This is a genomic window from Bradyrhizobium sp. LTSP885 (assembly GCF_000938305.1).
Classification (GTDB): domain Bacteria; phylum Pseudomonadota; class Alphaproteobacteria; order Rhizobiales; family Xanthobacteraceae; genus Bradyrhizobium.
In genome coordinates this window covers 12,916-37,558 of the sequence record NZ_JYMT01000028.1, presented here as the reverse complement: position 1 = coordinate 37,558, position 24,643 = coordinate 12,916, and the positions used below count along the sequence as shown (strand labels likewise).

Genomic DNA, 24,643 nt, shown 5'->3' with positions numbered 1-24,643 from the left:
CGATGGCCGAACAGGAGTCCGACGCCATCATCCGGGTCCGCGACATCACCGTGCAGTTCGGCAAGACGCGCGTGCTCGACGGCCTCGACCTCGATGTGAAGCGCGGCGAGATTTTGGGCTTCGTCGGCCCGTCCGGCGCCGGCAAGTCGGTGCTGACGCGCACCATCATCGGGCTGGTGCCGAAAGTCTCCGGCCGCATCGAGGTGTTCGGTGTCGATCTCGATGCCGCAAATTTCGCCGAGCGGCGCGGTGTCGAGCGGCGCTGGGGCATCCTGTTCCAGCAGGGTGCGCTGTTCTCATCGCTCACTGTGCGGCAGAACATCCAGTTCCCGGTGCGCGAATATCTGCGCGTGTCGCAACGGCTGCTCGACGAGATCATGGTCGCCAAGCTCGGGATGGTCGGCCTGAAGCCCGAGGTCGCCGACCGTTATCCGTCGGAACTGTCCGGCGGCATGGTCAAGCGTGTCGCGCTGGCGCGTGCGCTCGCGCTCGATCCGGAGCTCGTGTTCCTCGACGAGCCGACATCGGGCCTCGATCCGATCGGCGCGGGCGATTTCGACGAGCTGGTGCGCACCCTGCAGCGCACTTTGGGGCTGACCGTTTTCATGGTAACCCACGATCTCGACAGTCTTTATACCGCTTGCGACCGTATCGCCGTTTTAGGGAACGGTAAGATCATTGCAGCAGGATCGATCGCCGACATGAAGGCGTCGCAGCATCCATGGCTGCAGCAATATTTCAATGGCAAGCGCGCCCGCGCCGTTGTGGGCTAGCGCATGATCCGAAAAATGGAGGCCGGTTTTCGGACGAGATCATGCGCCAACGAAGAATTCGACAGGCTCTGGTGCAGCGCAGCGGCGACAGAGCCCCAGGATTGATTGAGAGTAATTGAGAGCGATCGATGGAAACGCGGGCGAACTATGTGCTGATCGGAGTCTTCACGCTGGCGGTGATCGCAGCGGCGTTCGGCTTCGTGCTCTGGTTCCAGAGCCTGCACACCACCAAGGCGCGCAGCCCCTTCCGGGTGATCTTCGAGGGTCCGGCGTCGGGCCTGCGCAACGGCGGCAGCGTCAATTTTAACGGTATCCGGATAGGGGAAGTTGTTTCGGTCAAGCTCGACAATCCGCGGCGCGTGGTCGCGCTGGCGATGATCGAGAACAACGCCCCGATCCGCAAGGACACCCTCGTCGGCCTCGAATTCCAGGGTCTCACCGGCGTTGCCGCGATCTCGCTGAAGGGCGGCGCGGAGGCCGCGCCGCCGGTGCCGCTCGACGAAGACGGCGTCCCGGTGCTCACCGCCGATCCGAACGCGCTCCAGGACGTGACCGAGGCGATCCGCGCGACCTTGCAGAACGTCAACCGCATCGTCGCCGACAATCAGGAATCGGTGAAGAATTCGCTGCACAATCTCGAGACCTTCACCTCGGCTTTGGCGCGCAATTCCGAGAAGATCGACAACGTGATGCTCAAGGTCGACGGCGTAATGGGCAAGGCCGACAGCCTGATGCTCGGGCTGAACGCAATCGCGGGCGGCAACAATGGCGGCGAGCTCAGCTTGATGGTGAAGTCGATCCGCGACCTCGCCGAGGACCTCGACAAGCGCTCAGGCGCGCTGATGTCGGATGGCCGCAAGACGCTCGGCGACATCAGCCGCGCGGTGAACAATTTCGACCGCAACCCGAGCCGGGTGATCTTCGGCGGCAGCAACAACGCCGCGCCGGAGCCCGCGCCAGCGCCCGCACCGGCCGCAGCGCCGGCCGGGCCAAGGCGGCGGCAGTAGGTCGTCACGCTTGCGCACGATACAACTTCCGCGTGCCATGTTCCTGGTGTAAGGTGGGCCAGCACGATGAGGCTTTGCGCCCGCCAACAAGTGCGCGGCCGAGTCCTGAAATGACGTCCGGCGGCTGAACGTTGGGGGATGCGTCGTATGGATGCCTCGCACATCTCGATGCCATTTCTTGCACTGATCCTGGCAGCGGATATTGCGATCACCTGCCTGCACTCCCGGCAGGAGTTGAAGGGTGAGGGCGGACCGCTCTGGCGCAATTTTGGCGCCATCGTTGGTTTCGAAATTCCCGACCGGTGGGGCTTCCTGATCTTCACCGCGGCGTTGACCTTGACGTTGTCCGCGATCGGAATCGTCGGCATCTTCGGCGCGTTAGGGCCGGCCTGCAGCACGTTTGCGCTCGGCATGCTGATCGGCGCGCGATTGTCCGACACGCTGGTGTCTCACGTTCTGCTGCACCAATTGGGCTACCGCCCCAACCCCGGGCTGTGCTCGACGCCGCTCTACGTGCTCGAGGCTCTGTTCATCGCATGGGCCTTCCAGCACAGTCTCGCCGCCGACCCGGGTCTGGCGAAGGCAGGGCTGATCGCGGGCATCGCCCTATTTGTGGTCGTGCTGCCGGGTCTGTGGCTCTTGCGTCTGGTGTTTCCCAGGCAGGTGCGACCCGCCTGGACGCGTTGGCAACCGATGCCATCCTGGGCATCTAAGCAGTGAATGCAAAACGGCGGCCGTGAGGCCCCTCAGTTCGGCCCCCCAACAGTCGCGAGCCTCATCGAGGTTCTTGCGTGATTTCGGAATATTAGAATAATATCGTTGATTTGCCCGACCTGTCAAGTTGCCTGGTCGAACGCCGTCCGCTGCCGGTTACTTTGCATGGGGTTGTTTTCGATATTTTGGCAACGCGCCCTGCGACGGCGCTTACGCTCGAATTCAGGTGGCGTATCCACGCATCGGCTGAAAGCAAAACGGAGGCATCGCTGCCTCCGTTTCTTGTCTGCAATTGACCTCGCCGTTACCCCAGCCGACCCGCCGAATGCGCGAGCAGCGTGTACACCAGGCCGGTTTCCGAGGTCAGGTGGTTGCGCAGCTCCTGCGGGCCGCGGCCGTCGCGGGCGACTTCGTCGAGCAGGCGCTCGAACTCGGCGATGTAGCGGTCGACCGTCTGCTTGAAGCCGCGGTCGGAGCGATACTTGCGGGCCACTTCATCGAACGCCTTCTGGCCGGCCGGCGTATAGAGGCGCTTGGAGAACGCCTTGTTCTCGCCGCGCTGGTAGCGGTCCCACATCTCGGCGGCGAGGTTGCGGTCCATCAGCCGGCCGATGTCGAGCGACAGCGACTCCAGCGGATTGGCGGCAGCCTGCGGCGCGGCGGGACGGGGACGCGGGGCCTCGCGGCTCGGCGCGGGCGGCGGTGGTGCATCGCTGCGGTTGAGCAGGTCGGACAGCCAGCCGTCGCGGCCATTGTCGGAGCTCGCAGGGCTGACCGGCGGCGCTTCGGTGCGGCGCGAACTCGACATACCGAGATCGGGCGGCGGCAGGGTGGACGCGCTGCCGGTGCCGCCGGAGTCACGCATGCGTGCCTCGCTGCGACCGCCGCCGGCGGCCACCATCATCGGCTCCTCCTGGCGGACGCTGGCGCGATTGCCGCTGACGACGTCGAGTCCGCGGCCATGATGCGCGACGATGCGGTTAAGCTCAGCCAGCGCCTCGATCTGGTCGACGATCACCTTGCGCATCTGCGCGGTGTTCTCGGCGGCCTCCTGCGGCATTTCGAGCACGCCGCGGCGCAGCTCGTTGCGGGTGGCCTCGAGCTCGTTGTGCATCTCGGACGCCATCTGCTTCATCGCCAGGACCATCGCGGAGAACTTCTCCGTCGATTCCTTGAACATCGCATCGGTCTCGGCGTTGCTCTGCTGGTACAGGTCGTTCATCGACTCGATGGTCTGCTGGCGCTCGTTTTCGGCCGCCAGGCGCACCGCTTCGAACTGCCGGCTGATCGTCGCCGAACCGGCGCCCGCGGTCTCCGCGACCACGCGTGCGATGTCGCGGGCGCGTTCTTCGGCCGCGGCCAGCGATTCATCGAGCAGGCCGGTGAAGCGCGACAGCCGCTGGTCGAGATCGGTGGTGCGCAGGTCGATCGTCGTGACCAGCGATTCCAGCGCCGTCTTGCGTTCGGCGACGGAAGCCGTCGTCGAGCGATTGGCCTGCTCGACCACGGCAGCCGCCTCGATCAGCGCCTTGCCATGGGTCTCGAACTGGCCGGACAGGGCGCCGAGATCCTCCAGCGCCTTGCCGGTCTTGCTGTTGAACACCGTCAGCTGGTCTTCCAGCGTCTGGGTCGCCACGCCGTTGCGCGAGGTGACGTCGTTCATGGCGGACACGAAGTCGGCCACGCGGGTCACCAGCGCGCGCTCCAGCGAGTTGAGGTTGTCGTGGGCGCCGGTCAGCACCTCCTGCAGCAGGATGTTGCCTTCGCGCAGCCGCTCGAACAGCGCCACCGTGTCGGTGCGCAGGATCTTGCTGGTCTCCTGCATTTCGGTGACGGCCGAGATCGAGACCTGGCGGGACTGGTCGATCGCCGAGCGCGAGGCTTGCTCGAGCTCCTTGAGCGACTTCGACACCGCGCCGGTCGCCTGATCGCCGGCCGAGGTGATGTTGCGCGCGACATCGCTGCCATGCGCCGACATCGACTGCGAGAACGCCTGGCCGCGGGTTTCGATCGCCTTCAGCGCATCTGCGGTGGCACGATCCATGTCGGTTGCAAGCTGCGTGGTCTTGGCGGTCAACGCCTCGACCAGCGAGCCGCGGCGGCTGTCGACCATCTGCGACAAGCGCTCGGTCTGCTGCTGCACATAGGTGACGACTTCGTCGGTCTTGCCGGTCATGGTCGAGCCGAACGCGCTGGAGGCAGACAGCACCGAACGTTCGATGTCGGCCGAGGTCGTCTTGACCTTGGTCGAGACCTCGTTGGACATGTTGATCAGTGCCGCCTGCGCGTTCTGCGCCGAGGTCTGGATATTGTCGGTGGTCTTGGCCGTGACCGCGCCGAGCGAGCGCTCGATGTCGGTCGAGATCGCGCGGATCTGGCCGGCGGCATCGGCGGCGGTCGCTGCGAACGAACTCTGGGCGTCGCGGGCGCTACCGGCGATGATCTGCGCAGTTTCCGCACCCGACGCGGTCAGCGTACGCTCGATCTCGACGGAGATCGCGCGGATCTGGCTGGCGGCCTCGGCGGAGGTTGCCGCGAACGAGCTCTGGGCGTCGCGGGCGCTGCCGACGATGGTCTGTGCGGTCTCCGCTCCCGCCGTGATCAGCGAACGCTCGATCTCGGCGGAGATCGCGCGGATCTGGCTGGCGGCCTCGGTGGAGGTTGCCGCGAACGAGCTCTGGGCCTCGCGGGCGCTGCCGAGGATGGACTGGGCGGTGCTGGTGCCGACCGCGGTCAATGTGCGCTCGACATCGATCGCCAGCGACTTGACGTGGTTGGCGGCATCCGACGACGCGGCAACGAGGGTGGTCTGCGCCTCGCGGGCGCCGGCCGTAATCGTCTCTGCGGTGCCGGTACCGGCCATCGACAGTGCGCGCTGGACGTCGGCGGCAAGCGCCGTGACCTTGCTCGCGGCTTCGGCGGACGCGTTGACCAGCGTATTCTGGGCATCACGCGCACCTGACGTGATCGATTCCGCGGTCGCGGAGCCGGCCATCGACAGCGAGCGCTGCACATCGGCGGTCAGCGTGCGGACCAGATTGGCGGCTTCGGTGGACGCACCGGCCAGCGTGCTCTGGGCTTCGCGGGCACTTGCGACAACCGATTCCGCGGTGGCCGTGCCGGCGATCGAGAGCGAGTGCTGCATGTCCGCGGCGAGCGTACGCACCAGGTTTGCGGCCTCGGTGGAGGCACCGGCCAGCGTGCTCTGGGCTTCGCGGGCGCTGGCAACGACCGCTTCCGCGGTGGCGGTGCCGGCGATCGAGAGCGAGCGCTCGACGTCGCTTGCCAGCGACTTGACCTGGCTCGTGACGTCGGTCGAGGACGAGATCAGCAGGGTCTGGGCTTCGCGGGCGCCGGTCGTGATGGCTTCGGCGGTAGCGGAGCCGGCCATCGACAGCGAATGTTCGATGTCGGCAGCCAGCGATTTGACCTGGCTGGCGGCCTCGGCGGAGGCTGAGACCAGCGTGGTCTGCGCTTCGCGGGCACCTGAGACCACGGAGGCTGCGGTGGCGCCGCCTGCGGCCTGCAGCGTGCGCTCGACATCGGCCGACAGGGCCTTGATCTGCGTGGCGACGTCGCCGGAGGCTGAGACCAGCGAGGCCTGCGCGTCGCGGGCGCTGGTGAGGATCGAATTGGCGGTGCTGATGCCGACGGCGGTCAGCACGCCCTCGACCTCGGCTGAGGTGAACTTGAGCTGGGCGCCGACGTCGCTGGACACGCTGAGCAGCGCCTGCTGCGCGGTGCGCGCACCGGTCTGGATGGTCTCGCTGGTGTTGACCACGAGGTTGGTCAGCGAGCGCTCGGCGTCCTCGACATGGGACTTGATGCCGGACGACAGCAGTTCCGCGCGGGCCATGAGGTCTTCGCTTGCCTGGCGGCCGCTGCTCTCGATTCGGCCGGCGACAGCCTCGACGCGCGAACCCAGCAGGTCCTCGAACTGCGCGACGCGGGTGTCGATGTCGCCAGCGATGGCGCCGACGCGGCTCTCGATGCCTTGCTGGATGTCCATGAAGCGCGCCGAGATGGTGTCGGTCAGGTGCGCGCTGCGGCCGTTGATGGTCTCTGCGAGGCGCACGCTGTGGCCGTCGATGGTCTCGCTGACGCTGTTGATACGGTGGTCGACCGCCGCGATCGCCTGCACGGTGCCCTCGGTCAGCGTCGTGGTGAGCAGGCCGAGCCGCGAGTCGATCGACTGGATCGCCTGGGCGGCGCCTTCGGTGAGCTGCGTCGCGAGCGTGCCGAGATGGCCATCGATGGAATCGGTGACCGACTTCGCGCGGCTCTCGAAGGTGACCCCGAGTGTCTTCATGCGGCCGTCGATCACCTCATCCAGCGACTGGAGGCGGCCGTCGAGCGAGCCGATCTGGGTTGCGAGCGAGCCGTCGAGCGTCGAAAGATGGCCGCTGAGCGTGCTGTCGAGCGAGCCGATCTTGTTGCCAAGCGAAGAGTCGAAGGTCGAGAGCTTGTTGTCGAGCGAGCTGTCGAGGCTGCTGACGCGGCTGCCCAGCGTGGTCTCGAACTGCAGCAAGCGCTGGTCGAGCGTGGCGGTGATCTCGCCGCCGCTTGAGCTGACGCGATGATCGAAGGTGTCGACATAGGTCTTCAGGCTGTCGGCGATGTCCTGGGTCCGCTGACCCATGCGCTCGACGATGTCGCCGCCGAAGGTCTTGACGGTGCGGTCGAACTCCGAGATGTGGCGGGTGATCAGTGCGCCGAGCGTGCCGGAGTCGCGGGCGAATTTCTCGGCAAGCTCGCTGCCGTGGTTCTTCACCAGCTCGTCGAACGCGCTCATCTGCAGCGATAGCGAGTCGTGCGCGGTCTCGGTCTGGTTCAGCACCTTGGCGACCAGCGAATTGACGGTGACGTCGAGCGCCTCGCTCGCCTTGTCGCCGGAGGTCATGATCTGTCCGGCGAGGCGGTTGCCGGCGTCGTCGATCTTGCTGACCAGGTCGTTGCTGCGCAGCTCGAGCTCCAGCAGCAGCGAGTCCGAGGAATTCTTGAGCGAGTCGTGGACCTGCTCGGTGCGGTCGGAGATGCCGTCGACGATGGTCGACGAACGCTGCTCGAATTCGCCGGTGATACGGTCGACGCGCTCGTTCAGCATCTCGTGGACGCGATCGGCCAGATCGGCAAACTCGTCGTGGACATGGCCGGTCTTGAAGTTGAGGCTGGTGGTCAGCCGCTCGGAGGCGTCGAGCACGGCGCGGGTGGTCTCGGCGCTGGCTTCCTCGAGGCGGTCGAGCAGGTCGCCGCCGCGCTCGCCGAGCGCGAGGATCATGTTGTCGCCGGCATGGCTCAGCGCGGTCGTGATGTGCTGGCCGCGCTCTTCCAGCGCGCCGGTGATGCTTTTGGCAACCTCGTCGACGCGCGAGGCGATCGCATCCGAGATCAGCGCGATGTCGTGGCGTAGGTCGATCTGCACGCCGGAGATCGCGCTGCGCACCTGCTCGGCCTGGCCGACCAGATTGTCGCGCTGATGGGCGATGTCCTGCAGCAGCGCGCGGATGCGCACTTCGTTGTCGGAATAGGCGCGTTCCAACGCCGCGACCTCGTTGGCAACCAGGGATTCGAGCTCGCCGGCGCGCGCGATCGCGCGCTCGACGCCGTCGCCCATCGCCGCGACCTCGCGGCGGATCGCCTGGCCGACCGTGACCATGGAATCGGCGGCGGCGTTTTCAGGCTCGGAGAAGCGCATCGCGACCTGCGCCATCGATTGCGCGATCTTGTGCATGTCCTGGCTTTGGGTCGCCAGGGTCGAGACAAAAAAGAACAGCAGGACCGGCGCGACGAAAAGGGCGGCAAGGCCAGCGAGCACGAGGATACCGCTACCCTGCGCCATCGCGGACTGCAGCGACGACCAAAAGGCGAGGGTGAGGATGCCGCAGCCGACCAGCCAGACACCCGAGCAGATCGCGAACAGCGTAAAGGAGTTGCGGGCGGGGCCGGGGCGGCTCCTCTGCAGGTCTTGCAGTACCTGGCCGATGTTCGCGCGATCGTCATTAGCGGCGCGGCGCGAATTGCGCGGTTCCTCGATCGGTTCGAACACCGGGCGATCTGTGCTCGGGCGGGACTCGAACGAATTGGCGGAAAAATCAGACATGGCCGGTGGAAGGCTCGGCGGCGCCATCTCCTCGTTGATGGGGCTGCGGTTCTCCGCGCCCGGTTCGCTGATATTGAGGGCTTCCTGAATGGCAGAAAGCGCGACTTCGGTGGGATCTTTGACCTTCTTGGGAGTGTTCGCCATGTTCAGTCTAAGCCCTCTTACTTTTTACGCGTCGGCGACCTTGCGAACGTCCCCCCGCAAGCTCGAAGCCGGTGCCCACAGCGGTGCAAGCGGCCCATCGGCGGCTTGTCCGCTACATCCGCAAACATCCTATGGGCAGAGCGACGCGAATGAAATGGTTCGGATTAAGACTTTCTTAATCATCGTTAACAGCTTTGCGCCATAACGCCTTCTGGGTGCTCGAAATTCCTTCCGCATGCGGCTGATTGTGTCAGGATCTTGTCTGAAATCGGGCGGTTTTGCCGTTAATCACGACAACAATCTGTTAACCAGTTTCGTGATTGGCTGGCCCCAAATACTCAGCCGGAACGCGCCGGCGGATATGACCGGGGCCGTCAATGTCACTTCATCTCGAACGGGTTGAATGGATGCCATCGCCGCCGCTCGCCCCCGATGACGGTCCGATCGATCTCAGCCACCTCCAGCGCATGACGCTTGGCGACGCCGGCCTCGAGCAGGAGGTGCTGGCGATGTTCTCGGCCCAATCCGCCAAAATCCTTAGCGAGATCCTGGGCGAGCTCACCGCCATGCCGGCGGGCCGGGCTGCCCATGCCCACACCCTGAAGGGATCGGCGCGTGCGATCGGTGCATTTGCCGTGGCCGACGCTGCCGCGCGGCTGGAAACGGCGTTTTCCGCCGATTCCGATCCGTCCCAACCGCTCGCCGATCTCGCAGCCGCGATTGCCGAGGCGCAGGCGGCGATCGACCTGATCCTGCGCCGGTCCTAGCTTTAGCCCCTTCCAGCGGCCGGCCCGGGGCCCTCGCCCCGATCGGAACCGGCCGTCCGGTTTTCGGCGCCCGGGGCGCTAGCGCAGTGCGGATCGACTCGTTATAGGACTGCCGGGGACCTTTCCATCCGAGATCCGGCGTATTCCGGCAGCACGAGCGATCATGGCCAAAATCCACTTTATCGACCATTCCGGCGAGAAACGCAGCATTGAGATCGAGAACGGCGCGACCGTGATGGAAGGGGCGATTCGCAACGCCATTCCCGGTATTGAAGCCGAATGCGGCGGAGCCTGCGCCTGCGCAACCTGCCATGTCTATGTCGATGAAGCCTGGCGCGAGAAGGTGGGCGCACCCTCGCCGATGGAAGAGGACATGCTGGATTTCGGCTTCGACGTGCGGCCGAACTCGCGGCTGTCGTGCCAGATCAAGGTGACCGACGAACTCGACGGTCTCACCGTGTCGACGCCGGAGCGGCAGGCCTAAATATAGAGCCGTTACGCGCCGTCCGGATTGAAGCCGCGACGGACCCAGCGCCGGAAATTTTCTTTGACCTCGGCCGGCAGCGGTGACGGCCTGCGCGTGGCCTCGTCGATCATGACGGTGATTGCCTTCGCCGATGCCACGCATCGTCCTTCGGAAAACACCACCTGATCGAAGGTGGTCGACGTCCGCCCGAATTTGACCAGACCAAGCCCCAGCTCGATCGTGCCCGGCCAGTGCAGCTCGGCGCGGAAATGGATGTCGAGCCGCACCATGATCCAGCTGAGGCCCGTTGGCATCAGTCCCATGCCGGGGTCCTTGACCAGCGTGACGCGCCCGGTTTCGAAGTAGCTCGCATAGACCGCGTTGTTGACGTGCCCGTTCGGGTCGAGATCGGCAAAGCGCACATTATCCGACAGGCGATAGGGGAAGTCGTCGAGGCGCGGCTCTTGGTCAGCGCTGATCGGGGCGTTCACGAGGGGGATCTCCGTCGGTTTCCTGCCCATACAGCCGACTTGTCGAAGCTCGGCAAGGGGTTGCCGCGCCAGCCTCTGCCCCTATTATGCATGTCCCGATCCGGCCCCTCTGGCTGGACAGGCGAAAGCCGTCCAGCCGCATCCAACTGAAAAGAAGCGGATATGAGCGAAGCGATCAAAACCGATGTGCTGATTATTGGCGCGGGTCCGTGCGGACTGTTCGCCGTGTTCGAACTGGGCCTGCTGGATATGAAGACGCATCTGGTCGACATCCTCGACAAGATCGGCGGCCAGTGCGCCGAGCTCTATCCGGAGAAGCCGATCTACGACATTCCCGGCATCCCCTTCGTCACCGGCCAGGGCCTCACCGAGCAGCTGCTTGAGCAGATCAAGCCGTTCAACCCGACCTTCCATCTCAACGAGATGGTGGAGACGATCGAGAAAATCGGCGATCCGTTGTTTCGCGTCACGACCGACGCCGGCCAGGTCTTCGAGTGCAAGGTGGTCGTGATTTCCGCCGGCGGCGGCTCGTTCCAGCCGAAGCGGCCGCCGGTGCCGGGCATCGAGGCCTATGAGGGCAAGTCGGTGTTCTATGCGGTGCGCAAGATGGAGCAGTTCCGCGACAAGAGCATCCTGATCGTCGGCGGCGGCGATTCCGCGCTCGACTGGACGCTGAATCTTCACCCGATCGCCAAGCGTATCACGCTGCTGCACCGGCGCGACGATTTCCGCGCGGCTCCGCACAGCGTCGAGCAGATGCGCGCGCTGGTCGCTTCCGGCAAGATGGATCTGACGATCGGCCAGGTCACCGGGCTCGAAGGCGAGGGCGGCCAGGTCTCCGGTGCTCACGTCAAGGCCAACGACAATGCGATGTCGAAGGTCGATTGCGATACGATATTGCCGTTCTTCGGGCTGACCATGAAATTAGGTCCGGTCGCGAACTGGGGTGTGGCGTTGGAGAACAACCTGGTGCCGGTCGAGACCGCCTCATTCGAGACCAACGTGTCCGGCATCTTCGCGATCGGCGACATCAACACCTATCCGGGCAAGCTGAAGCTGATCCTCTCCGGCTTCCACGAGGGCGCGCTGATGGCGCAAAAGGCGCACCGCTACGTCTATCCGGACAAGCGGCTGGTGTTCCAGTACACGACCTCATCATCGAGCTTGCAGAAGAAATTGGGAGTCAACTGATTCCAACCGAATTATGACCGAGGGCTGCGTTGCAAGCCGTGTCCGGGCGTTACGCGGGTACTGGAACACTCCGCGAAATGGCCGTAGACTCCAGTATTCGGTTTGTCGATTGATCAGGTGATGACGATGCGGAACACGCTAGCCAAAATTCGGCTGATCTTTGCGGTCGCAGCAGTGCTTGTCGCTGCGGCCCCACTTGCTGCGTCGGCAGCTGATCTGTCGGCGGCAGGGCTCTGGCAGAAGATCGAGGACGGCAAGCCGAGCGGGTGGTTTCTGATCCTTGATCACACCGGCATTTTCGAAGGCGTGATTGCCAAGATGTTTCCCGACGCCGACGATCCGCCCAATCCCGTCTGCGCGAAATGCACCGATGATCGCAAGAACGTGCCCTGGCTTGGAATATCCTTCATCCGCGACATGAAGCGCGACGGCCTGAAATACGAGAACGGCAACGTGCTCGATCCGCGCGACGGCAAGGTCTACAAGGCCAAGATGACGCTCAGCGCCGATGGGCAGACGCTGACCATGCGCGGCTATCTCGGCATCTCGCTGTTCGGCAAGGACGAAATCTGGACGCGGCTGCCCGATACCGCGATGGCGCAGCTCGATCCCTCAATCATCGCCAAATACCTGCCGGCGCAGGCCGCCGCGGTGAAACCACCGCCGCCACCGCCGCCGCTACCCGCAACGAAGCGGCACTAGAGCGTTTTCGAGCGAAGTGGATACCGGTTCGCGTGAAGAAAACGCGTCAAAACAAGAATCTAGAGCTTCGGTTCTGATTCAATCAGAACCGAAAGTGCTCTAGGACCCCGGCGCTCGCGTTCAGCGCTGCGCTGGCGTGGCCGGCAGCGGTGCGACCGGTTGCGAAATCACCTCAGGCACGGCGGTGTCGAGCTGCAGCACGCTGGCGGCGGCCGGTACGGCGGCATCAGCCATTGCCGCGTGCCCTTCCGCGGTGGGATGCACCGCGCCGCCATAGACCGCCGACAGGATGCCCCAGGTCGCGTCGTGGATGTCCGTCGGCTGCATCGAGGATGGCAGGCCTTGCGGATAGGTCATTGCTGCGAAATAGCTGTCATTGGCATCGCGGATCCAGCGCGCACGCGGCAGGTAGGCGCGATATTCGCCGGCGCTGCGGGCGCATTTCAGGGGCTGACTGGCTGCCGAGACAATGTCCGGATTGAAACTGTCGCCATTGGCGGCGAAGCAGTCGCGGTCGAACTCCGGATCCGTCGATGCCCGCGCGCAGAAGCCGTGGCTTGCAAACGCGTCCTGGTGTGCATCGACGAAGGTCATGCGGTCGCTGCGCGGATTGCGGCAGATGGCGCCGGACTCGCACAGTGCGAGCGCCTTGATCTGCGGCAGGAACTCGTTCTGCACGAAGCTTGAGACGGCCGCCAGACGCTGTGGATCGGCGTTGAAGGAGGGGTGGATATCAAAGCCGGCGCGGCCGCCAGGGCAGGGCGTGCCGCCACTGGCCAATGTCGGGTTGGCGTAGGTCGTGTAGATGACGTGCGAGAGGTCGCCGCCGACCAGCGGCTTCAGCGCATCGCGCAATTTGGCGAAACCCGACGGCAGATCGCGCGCCAGCGCCGAGCGGGCGTCGTCGACTGACGCCATCGAGCCGCCGCGCTTGAACAGCGTGCGCTCGGTCGGCGTGTCGACAATGACGTCGGCGACGAGGCCCGAGAAATAGATGTCGTTGGCGCCGACCGACAGCAGCACGAGGTCGAGCGTGCGGTCCGGCTGACGTCGCTTTGCCGCCGCCAGCGCCGCGCCCAGTTCGGAAAGCTGGCCGTTGACGGTCCCCGCACAGGTATTGGCCGTCTTCGTCGGCAGGCATTCCCGCGCCTGCTGCGAACCGAACAGGCCGTCGGCGATGGTGGCGCCAGTGCAGGCCAGCGGCAGGTAGGTCACCGCGATGTGCGGATATTGCACGGCGAGCGCCAGCGCGGTGCGGGTCTGGTAGCTGTAGAGCGAACGGTGGCAGGCCGAATTGAGCCACAGCGCGCTCTGGCGCTGCCACACCGACAGGCTGTCGGGTGCTTCGCAGGCCCGTCCGCCCTTGTAGCCGGCTCGGCTCGGCCGGTAATATTGCGCGCCGCCGAGGTAGGAGCGGAAGCAGAAGCCGTCATCGGACAGCCCGACCGCACGGTCGGGATTGCCCTCGCCGGACGCGATGCTGTCGCCGATCCCGGCGATGAAGAAATCGCGCACCGCGATCTGGGTCGACACCCGCTGGTTGGCGTCCGAGCCGCTTGCGACGTCGACGGTTGCGACCGTGGTGCGGCCATAGCGGACCCGCAGATTGACCGGTTCGGCGCAATCGAAGGTCTGGGATTGCGGTCCGTCGCCGTCGTCGAACGACCATGCGCAGGTCGCGCCGACCGGGACCGGGCCGGTGAGGCGGATGGCGATCGCGTGGTCGATCGGCGTCAAATAGCTTTCCTTGACGTTGTCGCGGGTGCAGGGCTCGCTGACGCGGCCCTGAGTATCGATGCAGAGCCGGTTGACCATGCTGCGCGCCCAGCCGCGGCCGTCGCTCTGCACTTCCAGCGCCTGCTCCGAGGCCAGCACGCTGCGGCCGAGGCCGCTTTCGACATGGAGCCGGAAGTCGCGTTCCTCGCGGAACAGACGGAAGCGGTTGCGGACCTCCCATGAGATCTGCAGCGGCGCGTCCTGCGCCTGTGCGGCGGATGCGTATACCGCTGACAGCGCAGCGCCGAGCAGCGCGCCGCAAACGGTCAAACGAAGCGGAAATCGAGCCAAAAAACCAACCATGGCGCGTTTGACGTTAGCGGTAAGGCGAAAATAAGAGAATAGGGGCGGCAGCCGAAAAACGCAGCGAGGATCGATAATTTCGCTGTTACCGTTTCAGCCGCTTGATCCGCTGCTGCCGGCTTTCGATCGGCTGCCGCACGGTCGCCGAGGCCGTGCAGGCCTGGCTTAGTCTTTTCCGTTCCTGCCATGGCAGTACCACATTGAGCCACAGCTCGCGCGCGCCCATGATCGAGACCGAAATCCCGAACGGGATCAGGAAATAGAGGATGCGGAACACGACCAGCGTCGCCACCAACTGCTCTCTGCCGAATTCCGGCAGCGCCACCAGCATCGCTGCGTCGAACACGCCGATCGAGCCGGGCGCGTGGCTGGCAAAGCCGAGCAGCGTCGCCAGGATGAACACGACCGCCAGCGAGACGAAGTCGATATGCGGGTCGGTCGGCATCAAGAGATACATCGCAAGCGCGCAGAAGCCGAGATCGACCACGCCGATGATGATCTGCAGCAGCGTCAGCCTGGCCGAGGGCAGCACCACCTTCCAGCCGTTCTGGCCGAGCTCGCGGCGCTTCTCGCCGGTCAGGAGCCAGACGAAATAGGCCGCGATGCCTGCAAGGCAACCGATCGCGATCAGGCGGTTCATCGCCGGCGGCAGCAGGTCCATCGCCGACGCCGCAGCCGGCTGCCAGGCCATGCCGAAGCCGAGCACGAACAGATTGCCGAGCCAGAAGGTCAGTCCCGACAGGAAGCAGATCTTGGCGACGTCGATCGCGGTCAGGCCGTAATCGGAATAGATCCGGAAGCGGATCGCGCCGCCGGTGAAGACGGTGGCGCCGATATTGTGGCCGATCGTGTAGCTGGTGAAGCTCGAGAGGGCCGCTATGCGGTAGGGGATGTGGGTCTTGCCGATCGTGCGCAGCGCGAAGAAATCGTAGAAGGTCAGGGTGCAGAACGCCCCGACCACGCAGAGCGCGGCCAGCGCGATCCGGTGCGGCGCGATGTCGGTCAGCGCGGTCAGGATAATGCCGGTGTCGACGCCCTTCAGCGTGTGGACCAGGGTCGTGATCGCGAACGCAATGATAACCACGCTTGCAGCGATCCCGAGCCGTTTCCAGCCGATCTTTTCCTTGAAGCCACGCCCGAGCGTGGTCAGCAGCCGATTCATTCATCCTCCCGGCGGGGCGGCGATTTCAGTTAAGACCCGGTCACGGACGGCGACGGGCGACGGGCAAACGCACCGTGCGCGATGATCCATAAGGCAAAACCGATGCCTTGTGCAGCCCTTGACAAGTCAAGCTTAGGCCCCCGTCCGTCGTCATTGTCACACGGGCTACATATGGGGTGCCCTTGGGGATAGTGAGTCGCAGCCCAGCCATTCCCAAATCGCGGATTTGCCTCACGTCCGCTGTTCCCAATCTGTTTTCCCGGATTTCACGGGTTTCACAGGAACGTCCGCCGTGCGCGCCGGTTAGCGCTCATATCGGCAATCGGACATGGCAGCGGTGCAAGGGTGAGGAAGCCCGCGCCTGCCGTGTCCCCCGGAAACGGAAAGGACCCTTGATGGGACTGTTTAGCAAAGACATCAAAACCATGAACGACCTGTTCGTGCATCAGCTGCAGGATATCTACTATGCCGAGAAGCAGCTCGTGAAAGCGCTGCCGAAAATGGCCGACAAGGCCACCGACAAGCAGCTCAAGCAGGGCTTCTTGACGCATCTCGACGAAACCAGGGTTCACGTGCAGCGCCTCGAGCAGGTTTTCCAGATGCATAATGCCGAAATCAGGGCGGTCAATTGTCCCGCGATCGACGGCATTATCGAGGAGGCCGACGAGGTCACCGGCGAAGTCGCCGACAAGCACGTGCTGGACGCCGCGTTGATCAACGCGGCTCAGGCCGCCGAGCACTACGAGATCACCCGTTACGGCAGCCTGATCGCGTGGGCGCGCCAGCTCGGCCGTAACGACTGTGCCGCCGTGTTGCAGAAGACGCTCGACGAGGAGCGCATGACCGACCAGAAGCTGACCTCGCTGGCGGAAGGCCAGGTCAATATACGAGCCGCCGGCTAATCAATAAGTCTAGTCAGTAGGTCTATTGAGGCAAAACGCCGCGCGGGGGACGGGCCGCGGGCGGCGTTTTCGCGTCGACGGGTGCAGACAGCGCTCGACATCACAGTTCGATCCATAGCGAAGTGTCGTATCGAAACGATTGCCTATCTCTCGCATTGGTTTCGCATACGGAGTGAACTCATGCGACAAACATTTCCGACCGCGCTGCCTGTGCCGGGTCAACCCGCGGCGTCCGGTCCGCACTCGACCGGGCTTGCGGCAAACCTCACGCTTGCCGCGATGAGTCTCGGCTACGGCGTCGTTCAGCTCGACGTCACCATCGTCAACACCGCACTCAACGCGATCGGCACCTCGCTCGGCGGCGGCGTTGCCGAACTGCAATGGGTGGTCAGCGCCTACACCATCGCCTTTGCCGCGTTCATCCTGACGGCGGGCGCGCTTGGTGACCGCGTCGGCGCCAAGCGCGTTTTCATGGCCGGGTTCGCGATCTTCACCGCGGCCTCGGTTGGCTGCGCGCTTGCGCCTGACGCCGTCACGCTGATCGCGGCGCGCTGCGTGCAGGGATTGGCGGCGGCCATCCTGGTGCCAAATTCGCTGGCGCTGCTTCGCCATGCCTATGCGGACGAGAAGGCGCGGGGACGCGCCGTCGGCATCTGGGCTGCAGGCGCGAGCCTTGCGCTGACCGCGGGTCCGTTCGTCGGCGGCGTCCTGATCACCCTGGTCGGCTGGCGCGCGATCTTCCTGGTCAATTTGCCGATCGGGCTGGCCGGTCTTTGGCTGGCCTGGCGCTTTGCCAGCGAGACCACGCGCAGTCCCCGGCACGAGATCGACCTGCCCGGCCAGGTCGCGGCGGTCGCCGCGCTTGGCACGCTCGCGGGTGCGCTGATCGAGGGCGGCGCGCTCGGCTGGAACAATCCGTTCGTGATCGCAGGCTTCGTCGCATCTGCCGTCTTCGCGGCGCTGTTCGTCTGGCGCGAAGCGCGCGCGCCGCAGCCGATGCTGCCGCTGTCGCTATTCCGGCAACGAACCTTCGCGCTGGCCTCGCTGGTCGGCCTCCTCGTCAATGTCGCGTTCTACGGCCTGATCTTCGTGCTCAGCCTCTACTTCCAACGGATCAACGGCCTGTCGGCGTTCGAGACCGGCCTTGCCTTCGTGCCGATGCTGGGCGCGGTGCTGCCCGCCAATCTGATCGCGGCGCGCATCGCAGAGCGGATCGGTGCGCCTGCGACCATTGCACTCGGGACGACGCTGTCGGCTGCGGGATGCCTGGCGATGCTCGGCATCGATCACGCCACCAGCTATTGGGCGATCTGCCTGCAACTGATCGCGATGAGCGCCGGGCTCGGCCTCCTGGTGCCGCCGCTGACCTCGACCCTGCTCCGCAGCGTCGAGCCACGGCGCTCGGGCATTGCCGCCGGCGTGCTGAACGCGACGCGGCAGACCGGCAGCGTGCTCGGCGTCGCCCTGTTCGGCTCGCTGGTCGGCCAGTCCTCGGCCTTCATCACCGGTCTGCACGTATCGCTCGCCGTCTCGGCCGGTGTGCTGCTTGCGGCGGGTGCACTGATCTGGATGGCGCATAATCACATGCCCGGAAATGATCGCAGCCACTGATTGCGGAGCGTTGGGGCTGCATTTAAACTTGCTCCCGTCGGCGACCGTCGCCGACGGGAGGCAGATCAAATGCGCGCGCCAATCGACCGTCGCTTGCTCCTGAGCCGCGCCGCCGCGCTTGGCGCATCGCTGCCGTTCATGAGCCTGCGCGGTGCCGCCCACGCGCAGACGCCCGATCTGGTCGCTCGCAGGGTGTTCTTCGACAATCCGGATTACATCAACGTCCGCCTCAGCCCGGACGGGACGCATCTGTCCTATATCGCGCCGGTCGACGGCGTGAACAATCTGTGGGTCGCGCCGCTTGCGGATCTGAAAGCCGCACGGCCGGTCACCCGCGCCACCGACCGCAACATCGCCACCTATCACAGCTGGGGTTACACCAACCGCCATTTGGTGTTCTTCCGCGATCGCGACGGCGACGAGAATCTGCGCGCCGCCAGCGTCGACATCGTCAGCGGCGCGATCGTGCCGTTGACGCCGGAGGCAGGCGTCAAGTCGTTCAAGCAGGAGGCCGACCGCAAGTTTCCCGAGCAGATGCTGCTGCGGCACAATGAGCGCGACAAGCGCTATTTCGATCTGTTCCGGGTCAACATCGTGACGGGCACGAGCGAACTCGTCTACGAGAATAGCCAGTATTTGGGACTGATCACCGACAGCGCATTTCAGTTGCGGCTGGGGTCGCGCATCAACGCAGAGGGGGCCGCCGAAATCTTCGAGCGTCGTCCGGACGGCGACTGGGTGCCGTTCATGACGGTGCCGATTGCCGACGTCGACACGACCGACCTGCTGGACTTCAGCGCCGACGGCAAGACGCTTTACCTGATCGATTCACGCGGCCGCGACAAGGCGGGGTTCTTCGCCCTCGACATGGCGACGCGCCAGACGACGCTGCTCGCCGCCGACGATGATGCCGATATCGCGCTGGCCATCTTCGACGAAAACCGGCGGCCGCTTGCGGCGATGGCCAATACCGATCGCATGCGCTGGCATGCCGTCGATCAGGCTGTGGCACAGGATCTCGCCGATCTGACCCGTCACGGTACCGGCGACATCACCTTCGTCACCAACAGCGACGATCTTCGGCTGGGCAGCGTCTACTACGAGCGCGACACCGAAAGCGGCGAATACGCGCTGCTTGATCGCGGGACGCGCGAGGTCCGCAAGCTGTTCACCCAGCGCAAGTCGCTGGCGGACGTGGCGCTGCGCAAGCTGCAGCCGGTGGTCATCCCGGCGCGCGACGGCCTGCGCCTGAACGGCTATTTGACGCTGCCCCGAGAGGCCGAAGCGGGTCGCGTGCCGCTGGTGCTGGTGATCCATGGCGGTCCCTACATGCGCGATACCTGGGGTTTCAGCTCGATCCATCAATGGCTCGCCAGCCGCGGCTATGCGGTGCTCAGCGTCAACTATCGCGGCTCGACCGGCTTCGGCAAAGCCTTCGTGACCGCCGCCGACCACGAATGGGGCGGCAAGATGCATGACGATCTGATCGACGCGGTCGATTGGGCGATCGCGCAAGGCATCACCGATCCCGGACGCGTCGGCTTCTTCGGCGGCAGCTACGGCGGTTATTCGGCGCTGATGGCGGCGACGAAGACGCCCGAGGTCTTCGCCTGCATCGTCGATCTGTTCGGCATTTCCAACCTCGTCACCTTCATGGCGACAATCCCACCCTATTGGGGGCCGTGGATGAGCGTCTGGAAGAACCGGCTCGGTGATCCCGACACCGAAGCCGGCCGCGCATTCCTGGTCGAACGTTCGCCGCTGACGCATATCGATCGTGTGAAGCGGCCGATCCTGATCGCGCAGGGCATGCGCGACGTCAGGGTGGTTGCCGCCGAGTCCGAGCAAATGGTTGCGGCGCTGAAGCAGCGCGGTGTGCCTGTGACCTACATCACCTTTGCCGACGAGGGCCACGGATTTGTCCGGCCGGAGAACCGGCTTGCCTGCTATGGCGTGACCGAAGCATTTCTCGCCAAGCATCTCGGCGGCCGTTGCCAGCCGATCGGGAATGATTTTGCCGGCTCGTCGCTGAAGATCGAGACCGGGGGTGAACTGGTGCCGGGACTCCGCGGATGAGATGAAGTGTGTGACATCCAGCACACTGCCGTTGGAATGGTTTCCCGCGCGTTCAAAACTTCTTCACCATGCGTGAACCAAGTCCCACGGCGGTTACCGTTCGTACACCTATGGGGTCGCTTTTATAGGTCCATAACGGGGGGCTATATGTATCGCGTTCTGACCTGTCTCACCCTGGAGCATGATTGGCGGCTGGTCGTCCTTGGCGGGGCGATTTGCACGCTGGCCAGCGCGGTCACGATAAGCCTGTTTCACCGCGCCCGTGCCGCGAAGGGGCGCTCCCGGGAGATCTGGATCGCCCTTGACGCCGTGGTCGGGGGATGCGGCATCTGGGCCACCCACTTCATCGCCATGCTGGCCTATGAGCCCGGCATAAGCGCCGGCTACAGCATCCCCATCACCGTGCTCTCGCTGGTCGTTGCGGTGACGATCCTGGCCGTTGGCCTTGCCGTTGCCTGCCTCGACCAGCGCTCGTCGACCATTGCAGTCGGCGGTGCAATCGTCGGCATCGGCGTCGCGGCGATGCATTACACCGGCATGTCTGGACTTCAATTGCCCGCGCGGATCGTTTGGTCGCCCGGCATTGTCGCGACCTCGATCGTGCTTGGCAGCCTGTTTGGCGCAATCGCGCTTCTGGTTGCCGTCAGCGGCGACAGCGTGGGCCGCACGGTGGCGGCCGCCGGCCTGCTGACACTTGCGATCGTCTCCCATCATTTCACCGGGATGGGCGCGATCACGCTGGTGCCCGATCCGACGATCGTCTCCGACGCATTGACGATCTCGCCGCTGGTGCTGTCGTTCATGACGGCCGTTGCGGCGTTCGCCATTCTCGGCATTGCGCTGATCGCGACGATCCTGGACCGCCGCGCCAAGAGCGAGATTCACAAGCAGAAGGTGGTGCTGGACACCGCGCTCGAGAACATGTCGCAGGGGCTGTGCATGTTCGATGCCGACGGCCGCATCATGCTGTTCAACGAGCGCTACGGCGAGATGATGGGCCGCAGCCGCCTGCCGCTACACGGACGCCTGCTGATCGATGTCCTGCAGGACCTCCGCTCGATCGGTGAGTGGGACGGCGATCCCGATGAGTTCTGCGCCGGCCTGATTGCCGAGGCCAGGGCGGGCAACACCGCGACGAGGATCGTCGACCGCCAGGGACGCTCGATCCGTGTCGTCGACCAGCCGATGAAAGGCGGAGGATGGGTCGCGACCTTCGAGGACATCACCGAATGGCAGCAGGCCCAGCAGCAGATCTCGCACATGGCGCGCCACGATGCGCTGACCAATTTGCCGAACCGCACGCTGTTCCGTGAGCAACTCGAGAAGTCGCTGAGGCGCGCCAAGCGCGCCGACCAGCTCGCGGTGCTCTGCCTCGATCTCGACCATTTCAAGGAAATCAACGATACGCTGGGACATCCGATCGGTGACGCGCTGCTTCGGGAAGTCGCACGCCGGCTCGGCGAATGCTTGACCGAGCACGACACCGTGGCGCGGCTCGGCGGCGACGAATTCGCCATCGTGCAGTTCTGCAGCAATTCCGAACCTTCGGTCGTGTCCATGCTTGCGGGCCGCGTCGTCGAGAAGATCGCCGCTCCCTACGACGTCGGCGGCCATCAGCTCGTGATCGGCGTCAGCATCGGAATCTCGCTTGCGCCCGAGGATGGTACGGATCCCGACGAATTGTTGCAAAAAGCCGATCTCGCGCTGTACCGCGCCAAGGCCGACGGCCGCGGCACCTACCGGTTCTTCGAGACCGGCATGGACGCGCGCGCGCAGGCACGCCGCATGCTCGAGCGCGACTTGCGCCTTGCGCTGCCGCGCGACGAGATCGAGGTCTATTACCAACCGATCCGCGACATCGCCGGCGACCGGGTGGTCGCATTCGAGGCGCTGGCGCGCTGGAATCATTCGCTGCGTGGCTTGATCGCCCCGAACAATTTCATCCCTGTCGCGGAGGAAACCGGGCTCATCGTTCCGCTCGGCGACATCGTGCTGCGCAAGGCCTGCGCGGATGCAGCAGGCTGGCCGGGGGATATCGCGGTCGCCGTCAATCTGTCCCCGGTGCAGTTCAAGAATCCGAACCTGGTGGCGTCGGTGAAGGCGGCACTGCAGGCGTCCGGCCTGTCGGCGGATCGCCTCGAGCTCGAGATCACCGAATCGGTGCTGCTGCAGAACAGCGAGGCGACGCTGGCCGTGCTGCACGAGCTGCGCGGCTTCGGCGTCCGGATCTCGCTCGACGACTTCGGCACAGGCTATTCTTCGCTGAGCTATCTGCGCAGCTTCCCGTTCGACAAGATCAAGATCGACCGTTCCTTCGTCACCGATCTGGCGACGCGCGAGGAGTCGATGGCGATCGTGCGCGCGGTCACCGGTCTCGGCAAGAGCCTGGGAATCGTGACCACGGCGGAGGGCGTCGAGACCGACGCCCAGTTCGATCTGCTGCGCCGGGAGGGTTGCATCCAGGCGCAGGGCTTCCTGTTCAGCCGGCCACGCCCGGCCGCCGACGTCGCCAAGATGCTGCAAAGGGCTCCCGAACGGTCGGTGGCCTGAGAAAGGCCGCTGGAGCTATTTCCGTTCCGATGGAATCGGAACGGAGCTCTAGATTCTTGTTTTGACGCGTTTTCTTCACGCGAACCGGTATCCACTTCGCTCGAAAGCGCTCTGGCTAAGCCTTGCGCAGGGCGAAATATGCGCCGCAAAACGCCATCGCTGCGCCGAGGCACAGTGCGGCAAGGCCGGCGAGCACCGCGGATACGGTCGAGATCGCGCTGGGCGCCGCCGCGGCCTGACCGGCACCGGCCAGGATCAGCACGCCGAGGACGACCAGGAAATATCGCATCCGCTGCGGAATCTGGCCGGACACCGCGCTGTGCATCAGATTGGCGGTGAAGTACCCGCCCGAAAACCCGACGGTCGCGATCAGCCACCACGCAATCGCAGCACCCGCGGGCATGAATTCGCGCGTATCGGATCGCCACAGGCCGCCGAGATCGAGCCCGTAGCGCGCGCCAAGCATGTGCACGGCAAGTGCCAGCAGCACGCCTGAAATCATCGCGCCGCCGAGGATGAGGTAGCGTGGAAAATGGGTCGTCTCGGGCATGTGTCGCTTGTAGGATAGGCGCGACCTGCCGCGCAAGCGCGCGCATTTTTATCGGTGGAACGCGACATTGCCAACACCATTGCCGCATCAGCCGGACGCAGGCGACGGCCCGCCCGTCCGCTATGCCTACAAGGCCTCCTTGATCGGTTCGGCGCATCAGTTCGAGCTGACCGATGCCGGGTTGTCGTGGCGGATCGCCGGCCGGTCGGGCGTCTGGGACTACGCCGGCATCTCCACGGTGAAACTGTCCTATCGCCCGGTGTCGATGCAGCAGCAGCGATTTCGTGCCGACATCGACAACGCCAGGGGCGGTCGCATCGCCGTCCTTTCGACCACCTGGCAGACCGCGACCTTGATGGCGCCGCAGGGGCAACTCTATCGCGACTTCATCGTCGCGCTGCATCGCCGGATGCAGGCGGCTGATAGCACGGCCGTGCTGACCGGGGGCCTCGGGCCGAAGACCTATACCGCGGCGCTGGCGCTGCTGGCGGCCCTCGCTGTCTCAATGACGGGGCTGTTGCTGCGTGCGCTCCTGACGTCCGAATGGACGGGCGCGCTGTTCCTGGTCGGCTTTGCGTTGCTGTTTACCTGGCAGGTCGGCCGCTTCGTCACGCGCAATCGGCCGCGACGCTACAGCTTCGATCATCTGCCCGATGCGCTGCTGCCACCGGCGGCCGCAATCAAGCGCAATGAAACGTGACTTCGTGCGCGCGCCCGCACGCGGCATCGTCGGCACGCGATGCCGTGACCGGGGAGCAGGGGCGTGGAGGATCGAAGTCTGCGGATGCCGTCTGATGACGAGATTGCCGCGATCAACGCGCGGCACCTGATCCAGACCCCATTGCGGCCTGCCGATCTGCTATTCGTGTTCGGGACCCGCGGGGATGTCGCAGAACGGGTCGACGCCGCGGTTCGGCTCTGGCGCGATGGTCTTGCGCATTGGGCGATCGTGAGCGGCGGCGTGACGCCAGGCGATGTCAGCTCCGAATGCGAGATCATCAAGACAGCGATGGTCGCGCGCGGCATTCCGGCCGAACGGATCCTCGAAGAGGATCGCGCGCAAAATACCGGCGAGAACGTGATCTTCTCGCTGCCGGTGATCGACGCTGCACTTGGTCGCAACGCGATCGGGAGCGTGATCTGCCTTGGCAATAGCTGGACTGCGCGGCGCTATCCGATGACGCTGCAACGGCACTGGCCGGAGGTCGAGAAGATGCTGGTGACGGTCGACAGTTTTACAACGCCGCGCGCGCTCTGGCACACCGATCCCGAATTCCGCCGCCGCGTGCTGATCGAATGGGACAAGATCGAGCCGTACAAGGCGAAGGGCTTTATTGCGGAATGGCCGGTCGGCTGAG

At 64.9% G+C, this 24,643-nt stretch carries 18 protein-coding genes; 13 read left to right on the top strand and 5 right to left on the bottom strand.

Annotated features, from left to right (window positions below):
• Positions 1-2 precede the first annotated feature (2 nt).
• From UP09_RS18480 to UP09_RS18470, 3 genes are all read left to right on the top strand, one after another.
• Positions 3-773, top strand: coding sequence for an ABC transporter ATP-binding protein (locus UP09_RS18480; protein ID WP_044539692.1), 771 nt, complete (start codon positions 3-5; stop codon positions 771-773).
• A gap of 128 nt (positions 774-901) precedes the next feature.
• Positions 902-1,780, top strand: coding sequence for an MlaD family protein (locus UP09_RS18475; protein WP_044539691.1), 879 nt, complete (start codon positions 902-904; stop codon positions 1,778-1,780).
• 147 nt (positions 1,781-1,927) lie between these two features.
• Positions 1,928-2,500 (top strand): hypothetical protein, encoded by a 573-nt coding sequence (locus tag UP09_RS18470; protein WP_044539690.1) that lies wholly within the window; start codon positions 1,928-1,930, stop codon positions 2,498-2,500.
• A 298-nt stretch (positions 2,501-2,798) separates the two neighbouring features.
• Here UP09_RS18470 and UP09_RS18465 read toward each other — a convergent pair whose 3' ends face one another.
• Positions 2,799-8,738, bottom strand: a complete 5,940-nt coding sequence (locus UP09_RS18465; RefSeq protein ID WP_044539689.1) for an apolipoprotein A-IV repeat region-like domain-containing protein — start codon at positions 8,736-8,738, stop codon at positions 2,799-2,801.
• 377 nt (positions 8,739-9,115) lie between these two features.
• On the opposite strand from UP09_RS18465, the gene UP09_RS18460 reads away from it, so the two are divergent.
• Entirely contained in the window at positions 9,116-9,505 is a 390-nt protein-coding gene (locus UP09_RS18460) for an Hpt domain-containing protein (protein ID WP_044539688.1), read from the top strand.
• Between the two features lie 163 nt (positions 9,506-9,668).
• Positions 9,669-9,989 (top strand): 2Fe-2S iron-sulfur cluster-binding protein, encoded by a 321-nt coding sequence (locus UP09_RS18455; protein WP_044539687.1) that lies wholly within the window; start codon positions 9,669-9,671, stop codon positions 9,987-9,989.
• An 11-nt stretch (positions 9,990-10,000) separates the two neighbouring features.
• Here the strand turns inward: UP09_RS18455 and UP09_RS18450 are convergent, their stop codons facing one another.
• Complete coding sequence (locus tag UP09_RS18450) at positions 10,001-10,462, bottom strand: acyl-CoA thioesterase (RefSeq protein WP_044539717.1); 462 nt, start codon at positions 10,460-10,462, stop codon at positions 10,001-10,003.
• A 162-nt stretch (positions 10,463-10,624) separates the two neighbouring features.
• Here UP09_RS18450 and UP09_RS18445 point away from each other — a divergent pair, with 162 nt between their 5' ends.
• Positions 10,625-11,653 carry an NAD(P)/FAD-dependent oxidoreductase gene (locus UP09_RS18445; protein WP_044539686.1) on the top strand — a complete coding sequence of 343 codons (1,029 nt, stop codon included), beginning with the start codon at positions 10,625-10,627 and terminating at the stop codon, positions 11,651-11,653.
• Between the two features lie 126 nt (positions 11,654-11,779).
• On the top strand, positions 11,780-12,355 hold the full coding sequence (locus tag UP09_RS18440; protein ID WP_044539716.1) for a DUF2147 domain-containing protein: 576 nt from the start codon (positions 11,780-11,782) through the stop codon (positions 12,353-12,355).
• A 120-nt stretch (positions 12,356-12,475) separates the two neighbouring features.
• Here the strand turns inward: UP09_RS18440 and UP09_RS18435 are convergent, their stop codons facing one another.
• Positions 12,476-14,422, bottom strand: a complete 1,947-nt coding sequence (locus UP09_RS18435; RefSeq protein ID WP_502689063.1) for an SGNH/GDSL hydrolase family protein — start codon at positions 14,420-14,422, stop codon at positions 12,476-12,478.
• A gap of 97 nt (positions 14,423-14,519) precedes the next feature.
• Entirely contained in the window at positions 14,520-15,596 is a 1,077-nt protein-coding gene (locus UP09_RS18430; protein ID WP_044539684.1) for a lysylphosphatidylglycerol synthase transmembrane domain-containing protein, read from the bottom strand.
• 395 nt (positions 15,597-15,991) lie between these two features.
• On the opposite strand from UP09_RS18430, the gene UP09_RS18425 reads away from it, so the two are divergent.
• The 4 genes from UP09_RS18425 (at position 15,992) to UP09_RS18410 (ending at position 22,735) form a co-directional block, all read left to right on the top strand.
• The gene (locus UP09_RS18425) at positions 15,992-16,498 is read left to right on the top strand and encodes a YciE/YciF ferroxidase family protein (RefSeq protein WP_044539683.1); all 507 of its coding nucleotides are present in this window, start codon (positions 15,992-15,994) and stop codon (positions 16,496-16,498) included.
• Between the two features lie 180 nt (positions 16,499-16,678).
• Positions 16,679-18,109 carry an MFS transporter gene (locus UP09_RS18420; RefSeq protein ID WP_082070186.1) on the top strand — a complete coding sequence of 477 codons (1,431 nt, stop codon included), beginning with the start codon at positions 16,679-16,681 and terminating at the stop codon, positions 18,107-18,109.
• Between the two features lie 69 nt (positions 18,110-18,178).
• Positions 18,179-20,185, top strand: coding sequence for a S9 family peptidase (locus tag UP09_RS18415; protein ID WP_052833131.1), 2,007 nt, complete (start codon positions 18,179-18,181; stop codon positions 20,183-20,185).
• 147 nt (positions 20,186-20,332) lie between these two features.
• Positions 20,333-22,735, top strand: coding sequence for a bifunctional diguanylate cyclase/phosphodiesterase (locus UP09_RS18410; RefSeq protein ID WP_044539682.1), 2,403 nt, complete (start codon positions 20,333-20,335; stop codon positions 22,733-22,735).
• Positions 22,736-22,850: 115 nt separating this feature from the next.
• On the opposite strand, the gene UP09_RS18405 is transcribed toward UP09_RS18410, so the two are convergent.
• The gene (locus UP09_RS18405) at positions 22,851-23,285 is read right to left on the bottom strand and encodes a hypothetical protein (RefSeq protein ID WP_044539681.1); all 435 of its coding nucleotides are present in this window, start codon (positions 23,283-23,285) and stop codon (positions 22,851-22,853) included.
• Between the two features lie 67 nt (positions 23,286-23,352).
• Between UP09_RS18405 and UP09_RS18400 the strand changes: the two genes are divergently transcribed.
• Both UP09_RS18400 and UP09_RS18395 read left to right on the top strand, forming a co-directional pair.
• The gene (locus UP09_RS18400) at positions 23,353-23,985 is read left to right on the top strand and encodes a hypothetical protein (RefSeq protein WP_245302049.1); all 633 of its coding nucleotides are present in this window, start codon (positions 23,353-23,355) and stop codon (positions 23,983-23,985) included.
• A gap of 63 nt (positions 23,986-24,048) precedes the next feature.
• Positions 24,049-24,642, top strand: a complete 594-nt coding sequence (locus UP09_RS18395; RefSeq protein WP_044539679.1) for a YdcF family protein — start codon at positions 24,049-24,051, stop codon at positions 24,640-24,642.
• Position 24,643 lies beyond the last annotated feature (1 nt).